The organism is Serratia sp. CMO1 (assembly GCF_015689115.1).
Classification (GTDB): Bacteria; Pseudomonadota; Gammaproteobacteria; order Enterobacterales; family Enterobacteriaceae; genus Serratia; species Serratia marcescens.
The window spans coordinates 4,618,457-4,633,277 of record NZ_CP065032.1 but is presented as its reverse complement, the minus strand read 5'-3'; the positions used below and the strand labels follow the sequence as shown (position 1 = coordinate 4,633,277).

Genomic DNA, 14,821 nt, shown 5'->3' with positions numbered 1-14,821 from the left:
GTAATGCTGTGCAGCGCCCGCCGGCGCTAGAGATAAGACAGGGTGAATTTGGCCAGAGAGCTGAAGCCGCCCGCCCGCGCCTTGTCGGGATGCAGGCGCAACTGCGCGCCAAAGCGCAGCGTGTTGTCGCCGGCGACGATCTGGTAATCCGCCGTCGTGCTGCCGAGCGGGATCGGCGCGCCGGCATCGTTCAACAGCTCGATAGCCACGCCCTTCGCCTCGCCGTAAACGCCGAGCAGGGACGGATCCCCGCTGTCGGCGGTGCCGTCGAACGTGACGTTGGCCGCGCGATAGATGAAGTCAGGCTTCACCTGGCTGGCCAGCTCGCAGTTCACCAGTTTGATCGTGAAATGGCGGCGGCTGCCGATCAGCACCGACTGCCCGTCCTGCGAGGCGTCGGTCATGGAAATCAGACCAAAATCGACGGTTTGATCCAGGCTGTCGCTGGCGATGCCGCACGGCGTTTCAACGATGGTGCCGCCCAGGCTGACTTTGCCGTGGCCCTGATTTTTCGCTGCCGCCGCCGCGCTGCCGACGCTGAGCGCGATGAGCAACAGGCCGCAAAGGCGGATAGTCATGCTGGCGTCTCCCTGTCTTTCCCTGTTCCCTTGCCGGTATCCTCGGCATGCAATAAAGCGGGGGATGCCCTGAGACATCCCCTGTGGGGTATTACAGGTAAGCCAGGGTGAAGTTCGCCACGCTGGTGAAGTCGCCCGGCACCACGGCGCTTGAGGCGCTGCTGCCCTGCAGATAAGCGGCGAATTTCAGCGAGTTGTCGCCATCGTTCAGGCCTTGACCGTCGGTCGCGGTGCCCAGTTCCACCTCTTTGGAGTGCAGGTTGTCGTAGATCACGATGCCGGCGCCGGTTGCCGTGCCGCTCAGGGCCAGCAGTTTGTTGTTGACCGGATCAGGCGTGCCGGTAAAGGTCACTTTGACGTTTTTCATGGTGGAGATGGAGCAATCTTTCAGTTCGATGTTGAAAGGCTGCATGCTGGATTTACCCTGGTTGGCCAGGATGCGGCTGCTGATCTGGCCCATCGGCACGGTTTGGTCAACGGATTCCGGCGCGACGCTGCATGGCGCATCGATAATTTCGCCGGTAAAGGTGACTTTACCGCTGCCCTGATTAGATGCGGCATGAGCAACAGATGCGGAAGCGAAAGCAATCACGGTTGCCAGCATTAATTTATTCAGTTTCATTTCTCAGGTTCCTGTAGAGAGTTTTTAAATAAAAAGAACAGCACATCTAAATCCCCCGCGGCGGCGGCAACGCCATGTCGCCGTCCGTGCGGTTGGAGCCAGATCCTTTTGCTCTGGGCAATACGCCGACATCCGTTATTTATGAGAAATAACGAGATTTGGAAAATCGATAATGGATTTTCTGGTAAATAAAATGCGATTTTTACGTGTGGCGTGTTGCTGGGAATATTCTTGCAAATAATAGTATTGCTTGGAAATAGATTTTATTAAATTAAGTCAAATTCAGAATATAAAACCAAAAGGAAAAAGAAATATATTTGCTTTAAAATCAATAGATCGTATACAAATATTATCCAGTATAAATCACTATATAAATAACGATATGCGAGATATTAGATCGGGGGAAATAGGGTGGCACCTACAATTCACAATATTGTTTTGCTAATATCGCTCTGAGGCAGCAGATGATGCATTTCCCTTTAGAAACAAAATATAAAACATAATTCATTGTTTTTATTGTTGTTTAGTGATTTTCTGTTCACGAGTGATTGGGTTTCTTATTCGCGTTTAGTTCGCGTTTAAGCCTAATTGATTAACAATTAAATAACAATTTCACCGGTAGTGAATTATCCTATCACCTTGCGGAATAGGGATTTTTCGCTGCCTAACCCATTTTGATTAATCAAATTAAGGCATGTGCTGCTGCCGTTCGCCACATAATGATGACCTAAGTGACAATTAAAGGATTATAAACGGAATGATAACGATGATTAATGCTTGCGGCGGGCGCCGTTGGGCGGGTTTGACCCTATTTCTGCTGTCTTTTATGGCGCTTTCTGGCTGTGCGGGCGGGAGCAAGACAAAACTGAATTCCGTGAAAAAAATCTCACAGAACAATCCTAATGATAAATCCGATGAGCAACGCATCGCGCTTTGTCAGCAGCGGGTTAATTCATTAAAGAATATTAATCCGCAAAGTTACCAAAAACGCATCGCCTATTTTAATGGCCTGCTTTCCAACGCTTCGGGATATGCCGGGGTGCGCGGCAACGTGGATGAGAGTACCCGTAAAGCGATTGATGCTCTTTATCAATATAAAACCGAGAAATTCTGCGCCGACGTCGAGCATGAGCTGATGTCCGATCTGTCCAGCCGGGTTGAGAATCTGTAGCCATGAAGCGATGCGCGCAAGGATGGGCGATGGCTCTTTTGCTGTTGGCGGCGAGCGGGGCCGCTTGCGCCGCCGATGACGGCATTCCCGCGTTGTTGAAGTTTGCCGAACAGCGGCAGGCGCCACCGGCCGCGCCCAGGGAAGACACCGTGCGTCAATCGGCGTCAGCACCGGCCGCCAAACCGGCCGCTATCGTCGGGGCAGACAGCGCTCGTTTAACGTCGTTGAAGCAGTCTTTGCAACAGCAGACGGAGAAAATCCGTCAGTTGGAGCGGCAGTTGGCGGCGGCTCAGGCCGCGGTGGCGCCGAAACGGGAACCGGCCGTCGTCGATATTCGGCCGCTGGCCGATGCCCTGAAGGGATTGCGGCACGCCGTTGCGCCGGTGCCAGAAGTGGGCGTGCTGGCCGCTTCGTTAACGCGGGCCGAACAGCGCAGCGCAAGTTTGGCGGCGCAGCTGGCGCAGCAGCGCCGGCGGGTAGAGACCTTGCTGGCCGAACGGCAGCAGGCGGCCGAGCCGCCCGCGCTGGCCAGCGAGGCGGACAAGCAGGCGTATGCCGCCGGCGTGTCGCTCGGACGCGACATTCTGCATCTGCAGCAGGAGAACCGGCGCGCGGGGTTGGAAGCGGATACCCAGCTGTTGCTGGCGGGCATCGCCGATACCCTGGCCGGGCGGTTGCGGCTCGATGAAACCGCCATCGACGGCGCGCTGCACACGGCGCAGCAGCGGTTGCAGCAGGCGCAACAGACGCAGGCGCCACCTCGGGATGACAACGCCTACCTGGCCAATTTCGTCCGTCAGGAGGGGGTTAAGCAGGATGCGCTCGGTTTCTATTACCGGGTGGACTATGCCGGCAGCGGGGCGATCGGCGCCGACGATCGGGTGGATATCGTGGTGCGCGAAAGCCTGACCGACGGCCGGGTGGTCAAAGACATGGAGCTGGCGGGGACGGTGATCTCGCAGCCGTTGACGCGCTACCCGCCGCTGTTTCGCGCGGCTATCGAGAAGCTGCAGCGCCACGGCGCGATCACGCTGGTGGTGCCGCCGGCGCTGGCGTACGGCAAACAGGGCAACCCGCCGGCGATCCCCCCGAATGCCACCATGATTTACACCCTGCGCATCGCTGACGTGCAGCCGTGAGCGGGGTGCTCAGCAGTAACCACTCAGGAGGAATGCTATGGCCAAGGCGCCGAAAACGTTTGAAAGCAGAAAATCGCTGATGCTGAATGTGTTGCAAGGATTGTGCAGGGAGCGTGTGGAAGGATCTGGGGGCCATCATCCCCCGCCGGAGCAGTGGCCGAAGACGCGCGAGCTGGCGGATAAATGCGGCGAAAATATTTATACCACCCGCACCCTGCTGCTGGCGCTGGAAAAGGAGGGTAAGGTTCACTGCACCCACCGCAGTATCAACAATTCCCTCCGCTGGTACAGCTGCGACGAACAGGCAGCGATAAAAAAAGAGTGATTCGACCCTGGCGGTCGCTTTTGACTATTCCTACAGCTAATCATTAATTAAATTTATCATTTGACGGGGCGTTTCGCTCCGTCAATCCTCCCCCTTCGTTCGCTGCCATCCGCACAGCCATTGCTAAGATGTTTTTGGCGGCCATATACTTATCGCTCAGACGGGAACAGGTGTAGGGAGCCGGCATCGTAATGAAGGAAAAGAAAGACATACTGAGATTGGATGATATTCATTATCAAATAGACAGCCAGGTGATCCTGGATTCCGTCTCTTTCACGCTGGGTGAAGGCGAGTTCAAACTGATCACCGGGCCTTCCGGTTGCGGGAAAAGCACCCTGCTGAAAATCATCTCTTCCTTAATGGATCCGACCAGCGGAAAGCTCTATTTCGACGGTCAGGCGATCGACGAGATGTCGCCGGAAGCGTATCGCAAGCAGGTCTCTTACTGCTTCCAGACGCCGTCACTGTTCGGCAATACGGTTTACGACAATCTGGCGCTGCCCTACCAGATCCGCCAGGAACCGCCAGCCGAGCGAAAAATGAAGGCCGATCTGGCGCGTTTCGGGCTGCCGGAGGCGATGCTGACCAAAAGCATCAATGAACTGTCCGGCGGGGAGAAGCAGCGGGTGTCCCTGATCCGCAACCTGCAGTTTATGCCCCGGGTGCTGTTGCTCGACGAGATCACCAGCGCGCTGGACGAGGAAAACAAACGCAACGTCAATGAGATCGTGCATCAGCTGGCGGCGGAACACCGGCTGGCGGTGCTGTGGGTGACGCACGATACCGAAGAGATAGCGCATGCGGACGAAGTGATCACCCTGCGCGCGCACGGCGCCGAGCAACAGGAGCAACAACATGAATCAGCATAACATCACCAACGAATCCTTGGGCTTGTCGATGGTGCTGGTGGTGGTCGCCATCCTGATCAGCCACCGGGAAAAGCTGGCGCTGGAAAAGGACATTATCTGGAGCATCTGCCGCGCGGTGGTGCAGCTGATCATCGTCGGCTACGTGCTGAAGTATATTTTCGACCTGGATAACGCCGTTCTCACCGTGTTGATGGTGCTCTTCATCTGCTTTAACGCGGCCTACAACGCCAAGAAACGCAGCAAGTACGTCGAACACGCGTTCGTGACGTCGTTTATCGCCATCACCACCGGTGCGGTGCTGACGTTGGCGGTGCTGGTATTGACCGGCTCCATCGAATTTACGCCGATGCAGGTGATCCCCATCTCCGGGATGATCGCCGGCAACGCCATGGTGGCGGTGGGGCTGTGCTACACCAACCTCGGCCAGCGTTTCAAAGGCGAGCAGCAGAAGATTCAGGAGATGCTCAGCCTGGGGGCGACGCCCAAGTTCGCCTCGGCGGCGCTGATCCGCGACAGCATCCGCGCTTCGCTGATCCCGACCGTGGACTCGGCGAAAACCGTTGGGCTGGTCAGCCTGCCGGGCATGATGTCCGGGCTGATCTTTGCCGGCATCGACCCGGTGAAAGCGATCAAATACCAGATTATGGTGACCTTTATGCTGCTTTCCACCGCCAGCCTGTCGACCATCATCGCCTGCTATCTGGCTTACCGTAAGTTTTACAATGCGCGCCACCAGCTGGTGGTCGGCAACCTGAAGTAACGCCATGAAAAACGGCCTCCGCGGAGGCCGTTTTTTTTTACCCTTGCAGCAGGGCGATGCTCTGGCGGATTTCCCGTTCGATATCCGCCTCGCTCCAGCCATCCAGCTTTGAAGAGAAGGGCTCGAAGGCATAGACGCCGGTGTAGCCCAGGCGTTCCAGGTTCTGTACCTGGCGGCGGCTTTCCAGCCGATCGCCCGCGCTCAGCATGATGCGCTCTTCATCGCTCAGCGCGCCTTTATCCCGCCCATCCTCCACGCCGGACAGATGCACCAGGCCGATCTGCGCCACCTGGATCTGCGCGTCGAAGTCGGCCTGCGTCACATCGCTCAGGTAGTGGTGGAACGTATCGAGCACGATGCGGTACGGCGCGCCCGAATCGCGGATGATCGCTTGGGTCAGCAGCGACGATCGCAACGAGCTGATGCCGAAGCCCAGCGGTTCGACGTATCCCTGCACGCCATAGCGGGCAAACAGCGGCGCCAGCAGACGCAACGCGGCGAGGGTGTCGTCCCGTTTTTGCTGCTCGCTGCGCGTGTCGTCGGCGCTGCAGTGCGGGCACAGCACCAGCGCCCGGCTGTGGATAGCCTGCGCCTGCGCCAGCAACGCTTCGGCGCGCTGCTGCAGCGCCGCCGGGTCATCCACCCGATTGAACATGCCGAGGGCGTTGATCGTGACGATTTCAATGCCGTATTGCGCGGCGAGCGCGTTGAGCTGCGCGTTACTCAGATCGTCGGTCACCTTGCAGCTGGGCATGTCGTTGCGCAGCTCAACTTTGCTGAGCCCGCAGCGTTTCACCAGGCGGAAAAAATTGTCCAGATCGAGATTCGGTGCGATCTTGCGGTTAATGCAGAAGCGGTTCAGCGCAATGGTCATGAGGCATTACTCCAGCGGTCAGGGGTGAGAGATCAGGATTTGCCGTTTTCCAGCGGCAGCGGCTTACCGTCGGGCAGGGGTTGGCGGTGGCGTTTGGCCAGCACCACCTGTTCCATTTTTTCCAGCGAGACGCCTTTGGTTTCCGGAATATAGCGGCCGATAAACCAGTAGCTGAACAGGCAGCAGGCGGCGAAGATCCACATCGGGAAGGCGCCGTGGAAATGCGAGAACAGGTAAGGGTGGTCGTTGATCATCGGGAACGACTGCGACACCGCGAAGTTGGCGACCCACATGCAGCCGACGGCGATGCTCATCCCCTGCGCGCGCATGCGGTTCGGGAAGATTTCCGATACCAGCACCCAGGCGCCGACGCCCCAGGACAGCGCATAAAACACCATGAAGAACAGCATGCCGAACAGCGCGAAATAGCCGGTGGCCTGCGTGTAGAGCGCGTACGAGGTGAGCAGCAGGCCGGCGATGGCGCCCAGCGTGCCGTAACGCATCAGCGGAATGCGGCCCATGCGATCCATCAGCATGGCGCCGATGACCGAACCGACCAGCTGCAGCACGCCGATCCAGATGGTCTGGAACAGCGCTTCCTGCGCGTTTTCAGTGACGGTTTTCAGCACTACCGGCGCGTAATACATCATCACGTTGACGCCGGTGACCTGCTGCAACATGGCGATCATGCAGCCGACGAACAGAATGAACCGCACCCGCACATCGCCGTAGTTCAGCTTCCGGTGCTGCTGCTGTTGATCCTGCTGCAGCGAGTCTTTGATTTCTTTCAGCAGATTCTGCGCGTGGGCGGCGTTGGATACCTTGGTCAACATCGCCAGCGCCTGATCGTCGCGGCCCATCATCACGTTCCAGCGCGGCGATTCAGGAATGACGAATACCAGGATGCAGAACAGAATGCAGGGGATCACGCCCGAGGCGAACATCCAGCGCCAGCCCATTTCCACCAGCCAGGCTTCGCTGGCGATGCTGGCGATTTTGAAGTTGACGTAGAAAATCACGATCTGGCCGAAGACGATGGCGAATTGCTGCATGCTGAGCGCCCGCCCGCGCATGTCTTTCGGCGACACCTCCGACATGTACATCGGCGACACGGTGGCGGCAATGCCGACCGCCAGCCCGCCGATGATGCGGTAGATGACGAACCAGGTGAAGGTCGGGGCCAAGGCTGCGCCGACGGCGGACACGGTGAACAGCAGCGCCGCCAGCATCAGCGCCTTTTTACGGCCCCAGCGCGCCGCCAGCGGCCCGGCGGCGAAGGCGCCGACCACGCAGCCAATCACCACGTTGGAGACTGCCCAGCCGGTTTCGGCCGGGCTGAGATCGAAATAGGCTTTCAACGCTTCGATCGCGCCGGAGATCACGGCGGTATCGTAGCCGAACAGAATGCCGCCCAGGGCGGCGATGCCGCAAATTCGCAATATGTAGCCGGTATTGTGCTTACGCTGATATGACATGTGTTGCTCCGATTTTTATCCTGGCTTCCGTCCGCACGGTTGGGGTGTCGGGAAGGGGGCGAGCGGAAGGGTGTGAACCGTGCCTGTCATCAAGGCGATGTCGTCGATAAATGCTGGAACAAACAAGAACATTTATTTCATAATTAGTGAATAATGGAATATTGATTTTTAGATCCAGTTCAAAAAAAACCGTCACCTCTGTGCCGGGTCTCTTGGGCGAACGAGGGCGTGCGGTAACGGCGACAGGGCAGGCGCAGTGCGGGTTTTCTGTAGCAAAGTCAGTGTGTATTCCCCCAACTTTCGCCGCCGCCGTTGCGCTTTCCCTGGCACGGCAATGCAAGCGCCCGCCCGATCGACACCGCAAAATTGCGACCTCACGCACTAAAAACAAATTTTTCAAAACAATTTATTTGAAACTTTTTTTTCAATGAAATAGAGTTTGCTGCATCCGGTCAGGATTTAGCCGGCTTGCCGACGGAGTTTGGCGAGCGGGACGATTAACGCCGCGCCGCCTGGGTGTGGCCAGGCGACAGCGGACTTGAAAAGAGGGCGTGACATGAAAACCGTGGGTAACTTTATTGACGGGCAGGTGTGCCTGAGCAGCAGCAATCAAACCGTCGACGTGCACAACCCGGCCAGCGGGCAGGTTGAGCGGCGCGTTACGCAGAGCACCGCCGCCGAAGTCAAACAGGCCATCGACGTGGCCCACCGGGCGTTCGCCGACTGGTCGCGCACCACGCCGCTGCGCCGCGCGCGCATCATGTTCAATTTCAAGGCGCTGCTGGAACAGCACCGCGACGAGCTGGCCGAGCTTATCGTCAGCGAGCACGGCAAAGTGTATTCGGATGCGCTGGGCGAACTGACGCGCGGCATGGAAGTGGTCGAATTCGCCTGCGGTATCCCGCATCTGATCAAGGGCGAGTATTCGCCGGACGTCGGCAGCGGCGTCGACAGCTTCTCGCTGATGCAGCCGCTGGGCGTGGTGGCGGGCATTACCCCGTTTAACTTCCCGGCGATGGTGCCGATGTGGATGTTCCCCATCGCGCTGGCCTGCGGCAACACCTTTATCCTCAAGCCGCCGGCGCTGGTGCCTTCGGCCTCGGTGCGCCTGGCGGAGTTGCTGAAAGAAGCCGGCCTGCCGGACGGCGTGTTCAACGTGGTGCACTGCGCCAATGAAGATGCGGCGCAGCTGTGCACCGATCCGCGCATTCAGGCGGTGAGCTTCGTCGGTTCCTCCACCGTGGCGGAACATATCTATACCACCGCCAGCGCGCACGGCAAGCGGGTACAGGCCTTCGGCGCGGCGAAAAACCAGGCGATCGTCATGCCGGACGCCGATCTGGACGCCACGGTCAACGCGTTGATGGGCGGCGCGTTCGGCTCTGCCGGCGAGCGCTGCATGGCGCTGCCGATCGCCGTGGTGGTCGGTGACGATACCGCAGACAAACTGATCGCCAAACTGAAGCCGCTGATCGCGCAGCTCCGCGTCGGGCCGGGCTTGCAGCAGGGTGGCGAAGAGAATGAAATGGGGCCGCTGGTGTCGTCCGCCCATCAGAAAAAGGTGCTGGGCTACATCGATCTGGGCGTGGAAGAAGGCGCCACCCTGGTGGCCGACGGCCGCAATTATCAGGTGCCGGGCTACCCTGAAGGCTACTACGTCGGCGGCACGCTGTTCGACCATGTGAAGCCGAACATGCGCATCTACCGCGAAGAGATCTTCGGGCCGGTGCTGGGCATCGTGCGGGTGCCGGACTATCGCACCGCCATCGACACGGTCAACGGCCACGAGTTTGGCAACGGCAGCGCCATCTTTACCGGCAGCGGCCACTACGCGCGTCAGTTCGTGCAGGAAGTGCAGGCCGGGATGGTCGGCGTCAACGTGCCGGTGCCGGTGCCGATGGCGTTCCACAGCTTCGGCGGCTGGAAGCGCTCGGTGTTCGGCGCGTTGAACGTGCACGGCACCGACGGCGTGCGCTTCTACACGCGCATGAAGACCGCCACCGCGCGCTGGCCGGCCGGGCAGCAGACGGTGTCCGAATTCAGCATGCCGACGCTGGGCTAAGCGATCGCAGAGTATGAGCGGGCCGTTGCTCCTTTGGGGCAGCGGCCTTTGCACGGGGAGTTAACAGGAGAATCGAAATGTCTTCACTGCTTGCCAAATGTCAGGCGCCGAACGCCGAGGGGCGTATCCAGCACGTGACGCCGGAAAATGCCGGTTGGGGCTATGTCGGCTTTGACGTTTACCGCCTGGCCGCCGGGCAGTCGCTGCAGTTGGAATGCGGTGGCAGGGACCTGTGTCTGGTGCTGGTGGCCGGTATCGCCTCCGTCGCCACGCTGCGCGCCGAATACCCGCATATCGGCAAACGCATGAGCCCGTTCGAGCGCACGCCGCCTTACGCGGTGTACGTGCCGCACCACGATCGCATCGACGTGCGGGCAGAAACCGATCTGGAGTTGGCGGTGTGCAGCGCGCCCGGCAGCGGCCACCTGCCTTCACGGCTGATCACGCCGGCGGAAATCGGCGTGGAGCGGCGCGGCAAGGGGCGCAACCAGCGGTTGGTGCACAACATTCTGCCGGACAGCGAGCCGGCAGACAGTCTGCTGGTGGTGGAGGTTTACACCGACGAGGGCAACACCAGCTCCTACCCGAGCCACAAGCACGATCAAGAAGACTCGCCGGACGAAACCTATCTCGAAGAGACGTACTATCACCGCATTCAGCCGGAGCAAGGGTTCTGCATGCAGCGCGTCTATACCGACGATCGCACGCTCGACGAATGCATGCCGGTCTACAATCGCGACGTGGTGAAAGTGCCGCGCGGTTATCACCCGGTGGCGACCCTGGCGGGTTACGACAACTATTACCTTAACGTGATGGCCGGGCCGGTGCGGCAGTGGAAATTCACCTGGGAAAAAGACCACGCCTGGATTAACGGCGACGGCTATCCCGCCGCGCAATAAGCGCTTGAGGCCCGGCTTGCCGGGCTTTCTCTTTAATCAGGGTATAAATTTGACCTAAATTTGCCCTCTATCTTGCTCAAATGATAACCTGTCCGCACGCGATTGCTCCCTGGCTGAGTGAATCTAACGAACCGCTGTTATGCAGTGAGAATGCCGGTACACATGAGGAAAAATTATGACAACCACCATGTCTCAAAAAGCGGCGCGCGAAGGATTAGGTTCGCCCGATCTGTTTGAAGGCGGGGTTTACGTCACAAAAAATGGTGTTGCCGAGCTGTTTGTACAAACGGCGGCTGAGAGAGAGGCCGAAATACGGGAACGCAATCTCGAGCGCCAGTCCAACGCGTTGTTGAAACTGACTATGATGGCGAAGCAAGAGATTAAAAATCAGCGCGGTCTGTCGCCCGAAGAAACCTTGCAGCGGCTGCGTGACGCGCGGAAATAGACCCGAGGTGCAGGATGCCCCAGGAAATACGTTTTACCGTCGCGCCGGCGGCGGAATGGAGCCTGAAAGACATCGAGTCTTATAAGAGCGGAACGATAGGGGCCGTCGCAGCCGGGATGTTCGTGGACAATCTGTTGTTATCGTCCCTCGCGGCAATTGCCGACGATCCCGCCCGCTACCGCTTCAACGCCGTGCTGGCGGGCATGGGAGTGCGGTTGCACGAACGATTGGATCCCGACAGCGAATACCGCGTCATCTATGACTACGACGGCCAAACGGTGGAGATTCTGCTTTTCATCAGCATGAAGCAGGATCTGGAAAGCGCGCTCTACCGCTATTTGTTGCTGCAATAATCCCGCCGCGCCCGAGCCTGTCGGGCGCGTTTACATCCGCCTTACTCGTCCCGGGCGTTATTCAGCGCCAGCGAGACCGCCAGCGTCTGCGCCAGACACATCGAGGCCACCTGCGAACGGAACCCGTCCACCTGCGCTTCGCGCACCACGAAACAGACGTCGCTGAAGGCGGCCAGCGGGCTGACCTGGCTGTCGGTGATGGCGATCTGTTGCGCGCCGCGCTTGGCGCCCAATTCCACCAGTTCCACCGCCTCGCGGGCGTACGGCGAATAGCTGATGGCGATCACCACGTCCTTCGGTTTCACCATGCTCAGCTGTTCGGTAAACATCCCGCCCAGCCCGTCAATCAGAAACGCACGGCGCTCCAGATGGCGCAGCGCATAGGTGAGGTAGGAAGCGACGCTGAACGAGCGGCGCAGGCCGATCACGTAGATGTTTTCAGCGTTGTTGAGCAGCTCGACGGCGCGATCCAACTGCTCGGGAGCGATCTGCATCGCCAGCTGCTGCAGCGCCTGCGCGTTGACCATGGTGAATACGTTGAGAATCTCCGCCGGCTTCTCCGGCGCGACGTTGTCATCGGTGGAGGTTTGGCGGAACAGGCGTGCGCGCTCGGTATAGTTCACCGTTTCTTCCATCAGATGCTGACGGAACACCTGCTTCATTTCGTTGAAGCCGCTGAAGCCGAAGGCGTTGGCGAAACGGATTAGGGTGGAAGGCGGCACGCTGGCCTGTGCGGCTATGGAGGCAACGGTATCGAAAGCGATGCTGTTACTGTTATCCAAAATATAGCGCGCCACCTGCTTCAAACGCTTGCTCAGCGTTTCATAACGGTGGCGGATCTCGTCCTGTAACAGCGAAAGTTGAGTTGGGTTGTTCATCCATTCGGCTCGCAGTGGGGTGAAGGCGCATTGGCCTGACGCCTGAAATATTGACAGGGTATTTTAACAGACGGAGCGGAAATTTCATTTCCTCAAAAAGCGATTTATTCGATCGCACATTGCGCGACTTCACAGAAAATGGGCAAAAAAATCCCCTTAAAGCGGCGAAATGGCCTTAAGGGGACGTGAACCTGCTGTGGCTGTCAGTGCGCGCCGCCCACCTGCGGACGGTACTGGCGCCAGAAACCGATCAGCGTCAGGTATTTTTGTTTCACCTGCTCGATCAGGGCCGCGTCGTCGATTTCCCCCTGCAGCCAGCGGCGCGAAGGTTGGCCGAAAATGGTGCGGCCGACGGCGAAACCTTTGACCCAGCGCGCATCCGCGGCGGCGGCAAAGCCCGCCTTCAGCACCGCCTCCGGGGAGTCGAGCCCCAGGATCAGCACGCCGCGGCAGTCGGGATCGCAGGCGTCGATCAGCGCGCCGACCCGCTGCCAGTTTTCCGCGCTCAGCGGCGGCAGCTTCCACCAGTCCGGCTGAATGCCCATGTGGTAGAAGTGTTCAATCATCTCCAGGTAATAGCGTTCGTCCTTGTCGGCGTTGCTGTCCGGCAGGATCACCTCCAGCAGCAGTTCGTGGCCGGATTTGCAGCAGCCGCGGTAGACGTCGGCGATCAGCGCATCCTGTTCGCGGCGCAGTTCCGCCGCGTCGTGCGGGTGATAGAACACCAGGCACTTCACCACGTGCTCCTGCGGCCAGTCGATCAATTGCGAGCCAATATTGCCGTGCTCCAGGCGCAGTGGGCGCGAGCTGGGCAGCTCCACCGGCCGGCCGATCCACCATCCCTGGCCAGTGATTTCGTTCAGCGCCGCCTGCCCGTAGGTGGTGTCGGCCAGAATGCCGCTGTTGCCGTCGAGGCCGGCCTGCGCGGCAGCCTGTTGCGCCGCGGTGAGCAGCAGGGTCTTCAGGCGCGGAATGCGTTCCTCGCCGACGCCGGCTTCGCGCGCCATGTCCGCCAGCTGCTTGCGGTGATCGAAGGCGAACACGCACAGGTCCGGCCACTGTTGCTTGCGGGTGGTGACCCGGTGCAGGTGGTTCAGGCGTGCGTCGCGGTCCGGGCGCGTGACCTGTTGTTCACGCTGCAGGTAGTCGTCCAGCTCCCGTTTGGTCGGCATCGCCGGCGCGCAGCCGTGGCGCGAAACCACCAATGCGCCGCAGGCGTTGGCGTAGCGGCAGGCCTGCTCCCAGCCTTCATCGTTCAGGTAGCCGCGCAGCAACCCGGACATAAAGGCGTCGCCGGCCCCCAGCACGTTCAGCACCTCCACCCGCACGCCGGCGTGCAGCTTCACCTGTTCCCAGTCGTCGGCGATGTCATCTTCGAACACCGAGCAGCCCTGCGCGCCGCGCTTGCACACCAGCGTGGCCGCCGTGGCCCGGCGCACGTTTTTCAGCGCCGTCAGCGTGTCGGTGCTGCCGCCGGCGATATGAAATTCCTCTTCAGTGCCGACGATCAGATCGAAATGGTGCAGCACCTCCTGCAGTTCGCGGGTCACCTGGTCTGATTCCACAAAGCGGGTTTCGCCGTCGCCCAGCGACGTCAGCCCCCACAGTACCGGGCGGTAATCGATGTCGAGCGCGGTGCGCAGGCCGTGGCGGCGCGCATACTCCAGCGCCTTCAGCACCGCGGCGCGGGTGTTCGGGTGCGACAGGTGCGTGCCGGTGATGGCCAGCGCGCGCGCGGAGGCGATGTAGGCCTCGTCGATGTCGTCCGGCGTCAGCGCCATGTCCGCGCAGTTTTCGCGGTAGAAGATCAGCGGGAAGGTTTCCTGATCCTTGATGCCGAGGATCACCAGGCCGGTTAATCGTTGCTTGTCGGTGATCAGACAGCGGGTATCGGCCCCGACGCGCTGCAGCTCTTCACGCAGAAAGCGGCCCATGTGTTCATCGCCGACGCGGGCCAGCATGCCGGATTTCAACCCCTGAATGGCGGTGCCGTAGGCCACGTTGCCGGAAGAGCCGCCGAGGTATTTGGCGAATGTGCCGGCGTCTTCCAGACGCGCGCCGATCTGCTGAGCATAGAAATCGACGGCGATGCGCCCGAGACAAATGACATCAAGCTGTTTTTGTTGTGTAGCCATACCCGTTTCCTTCTGTTTAAGCAAAACTCCGGCGGCGGCCCGAGCGTGGCGCCCTGCAGGAAGCATGGGGACAGTATGGGGAATGAAAATTTCAATTTCAATATGAAATGAAATTTACACCCCAAAAATGTGATGCGTTTAAAACATCGACAGAGGCGTGGGAAAAGGCGGTGAACCGGCTGGATAAGGGCCGCCGGAGCCGTACATAAAAGGGGGGTGAGGGCAGGGTAAAAGGC

At 59.5% G+C, this 14,821-nt stretch carries 15 protein-coding genes; 9 read left to right on the top strand and 6 right to left on the bottom strand.

Going from position 1 to position 14,821, the window contains the following annotated elements:
* Window positions 1-26: 26 nt before the first annotated feature.
* Window positions 27-578, bottom strand: a complete 552-nt coding sequence (locus IT763_RS22085; protein ID WP_016930414.1) for a fimbrial protein — start codon at window positions 576-578, stop codon at window positions 27-29.
* 91 nt (window positions 579-669) lie between these two features.
* Window positions 670-1,200, bottom strand: coding sequence for a fimbrial protein (locus tag IT763_RS22080; protein WP_015379342.1), 531 nt, complete (start codon window positions 1,198-1,200; stop codon window positions 670-672).
* An 826-nt stretch (window positions 1,201-2,026) separates the two neighbouring features.
* Here IT763_RS22080 and IT763_RS22075 point away from each other — a divergent pair.
* From IT763_RS22075 to fetB, 5 genes are all read left to right on the top strand, one after another.
* A complete protein-coding gene (locus tag IT763_RS22075; RefSeq protein ID WP_370446676.1) occupies window positions 2,027-2,371 on the top strand; it encodes a hypothetical protein in 345 nt (114 codons plus the stop codon).
* Between the two features lie 29 nt (window positions 2,372-2,400).
* The gene (locus IT763_RS22070) at window positions 2,401-3,510 is read left to right on the top strand and encodes an FKBP-type peptidyl-prolyl cis-trans isomerase N-terminal domain-containing protein (protein ID WP_079450493.1); all 1,110 of its coding nucleotides are present in this window, start codon (window positions 2,401-2,403) and stop codon (window positions 3,508-3,510) included.
* Between the two features lie 37 nt (window positions 3,511-3,547).
* Complete coding sequence (locus IT763_RS22065) at window positions 3,548-3,835, top strand: FaeA/PapI family transcriptional regulator (RefSeq protein ID WP_004930885.1); 288 nt, start codon at window positions 3,548-3,550, stop codon at window positions 3,833-3,835.
* Window positions 3,836-4,026: 191 nt separating this feature from the next.
* Window positions 4,027-4,704: an iron ABC transporter ATP-binding protein FetA gene (fetA, locus tag IT763_RS22060; RefSeq protein WP_016930411.1), complete on the top strand. Its 678-nt coding sequence runs from the start codon at window positions 4,027-4,029 to the stop codon at window positions 4,702-4,704.
* Window positions 4,691-5,464, top strand: a complete 774-nt coding sequence (fetB, locus tag IT763_RS22055; RefSeq protein ID WP_033631883.1) for an iron export ABC transporter permease subunit FetB — start codon at window positions 4,691-4,693, stop codon at window positions 5,462-5,464. The genes fetA and fetB overlap by 14 nt, the downstream gene beginning before the upstream one ends.
* Window positions 5,465-5,501: 37 nt before the next feature.
* Here fetB and IT763_RS22050 read toward each other — a convergent pair whose 3' ends face one another.
* Together IT763_RS22050 and IT763_RS22045 are read right to left on the bottom strand one after the other, a co-directional pair.
* On the bottom strand, window positions 5,502-6,338 hold the full coding sequence (locus IT763_RS22050; RefSeq protein WP_206195012.1) for a TIM barrel protein: 837 nt from the start codon (window positions 6,336-6,338) through the stop codon (window positions 5,502-5,504).
* A gap of 32 nt (window positions 6,339-6,370) precedes the next feature.
* Window positions 6,371-7,813: a sugar porter family MFS transporter gene (locus IT763_RS22045; protein ID WP_016930409.1), complete on the bottom strand. Its 1,443-nt coding sequence runs from the start codon at window positions 7,811-7,813 to the stop codon at window positions 6,371-6,373.
* A 556-nt stretch (window positions 7,814-8,369) separates the two neighbouring features.
* Here IT763_RS22045 and IT763_RS22040 point away from each other — a divergent pair.
* From IT763_RS22040 to IT763_RS22025, 4 genes are all read left to right on the top strand, one after another.
* The gene (locus IT763_RS22040) at window positions 8,370-9,875 is read left to right on the top strand and encodes a CoA-acylating methylmalonate-semialdehyde dehydrogenase (RefSeq protein ID WP_015379335.1); all 1,506 of its coding nucleotides are present in this window, start codon (window positions 8,370-8,372) and stop codon (window positions 9,873-9,875) included.
* A gap of 77 nt (window positions 9,876-9,952) precedes the next feature.
* Complete coding sequence (iolB, locus tag IT763_RS22035) at window positions 9,953-10,774, top strand: 5-deoxy-glucuronate isomerase (RefSeq protein ID WP_206195011.1); 822 nt, start codon at window positions 9,953-9,955, stop codon at window positions 10,772-10,774.
* Between the two features lie 175 nt (window positions 10,775-10,949).
* Window positions 10,950-11,219 carry a hypothetical protein gene (locus IT763_RS22030; RefSeq protein ID WP_004930864.1) on the top strand — a complete coding sequence of 90 codons (270 nt, stop codon included), beginning with the start codon at window positions 10,950-10,952 and terminating at the stop codon, window positions 11,217-11,219.
* A gap of 14 nt (window positions 11,220-11,233) precedes the next feature.
* On the top strand, window positions 11,234-11,572 hold the full coding sequence (locus IT763_RS22025; RefSeq protein ID WP_004930859.1) for a type II toxin-antitoxin system RelE/ParE family toxin: 339 nt from the start codon (window positions 11,234-11,236) through the stop codon (window positions 11,570-11,572).
* 41 nt (window positions 11,573-11,613) lie between these two features.
* Here the strand turns inward: IT763_RS22025 and IT763_RS22020 are convergent, their stop codons facing one another.
* Window positions 11,614-12,450, bottom strand: coding sequence for a MurR/RpiR family transcriptional regulator (locus IT763_RS22020; RefSeq protein WP_004930856.1), 837 nt, complete (start codon window positions 12,448-12,450; stop codon window positions 11,614-11,616).
* Between the two features lie 203 nt (window positions 12,451-12,653).
* Entirely contained in the window at window positions 12,654-14,585 is a 1,932-nt protein-coding gene (gene iolC, locus IT763_RS22015; protein WP_206195010.1) for a 5-dehydro-2-deoxygluconokinase, read from the bottom strand.
* Window positions 14,586-14,821: the final 236 nt, after the last annotated feature.

Coding starts and splice junctions, on each gene's coding strand:
- fetB (WP_033631883.1), top strand. CDS start 4,691: ATGAATCAGCATAACATCACCAACGAATCCTTGGGCTTGTCGATGGTG.
- IT763_RS22050 (WP_206195012.1), bottom strand. CDS start 6,338: ATGACCATTGCGCTGAACCGCTTCTGCATTAACCGCAAGATCGCACCG.
- IT763_RS22085 (WP_016930414.1), bottom strand. CDS start 578: ATGACTATCCGCCTTTGCGGCCTGTTGCTCATCGCGCTCAGCGTCGGC.
- iolB (WP_206195011.1), top strand. CDS start 9,953: ATGTCTTCACTGCTTGCCAAATGTCAGGCGCCGAACGCCGAGGGGCGT.
- fetA (WP_016930411.1), top strand. CDS start 4,027: ATGAAGGAAAAGAAAGACATACTGAGATTGGATGATATTCATTATCAA.
- IT763_RS22020 (WP_004930856.1), bottom strand. CDS start 12,450: ATGAACAACCCAACTCAACTTTCGCTGTTACAGGACGAGATCCGCCAC.
- IT763_RS22025 (WP_004930859.1), top strand. CDS start 11,234: ATGCCCCAGGAAATACGTTTTACCGTCGCGCCGGCGGCGGAATGGAGC.
- IT763_RS22065 (WP_004930885.1), top strand. CDS start 3,548: ATGGCCAAGGCGCCGAAAACGTTTGAAAGCAGAAAATCGCTGATGCTG.
- IT763_RS22040 (WP_015379335.1), top strand. CDS start 8,370: ATGAAAACCGTGGGTAACTTTATTGACGGGCAGGTGTGCCTGAGCAGC.
- IT763_RS22030 (WP_004930864.1), top strand. CDS start 10,950: ATGACAACCACCATGTCTCAAAAAGCGGCGCGCGAAGGATTAGGTTCG.
- IT763_RS22080 (WP_015379342.1), bottom strand. CDS start 1,200: ATGAAACTGAATAAATTAATGCTGGCAACCGTGATTGCTTTCGCTTCC.
- IT763_RS22045 (WP_016930409.1), bottom strand. CDS start 7,813: ATGTCATATCAGCGTAAGCACAATACCGGCTACATATTGCGAATTTGC.
- IT763_RS22070 (WP_079450493.1), top strand. CDS start 2,401: ATGGCTCTTTTGCTGTTGGCGGCGAGCGGGGCCGCTTGCGCCGCCGAT.
- IT763_RS22075 (WP_370446676.1), top strand. CDS start 2,027: ATGGCGCTTTCTGGCTGTGCGGGCGGGAGCAAGACAAAACTGAATTCC.
- iolC (WP_206195010.1), bottom strand. CDS start 14,585: ATGGCTACACAACAAAAACAGCTTGATGTCATTTGTCTCGGGCGCATC.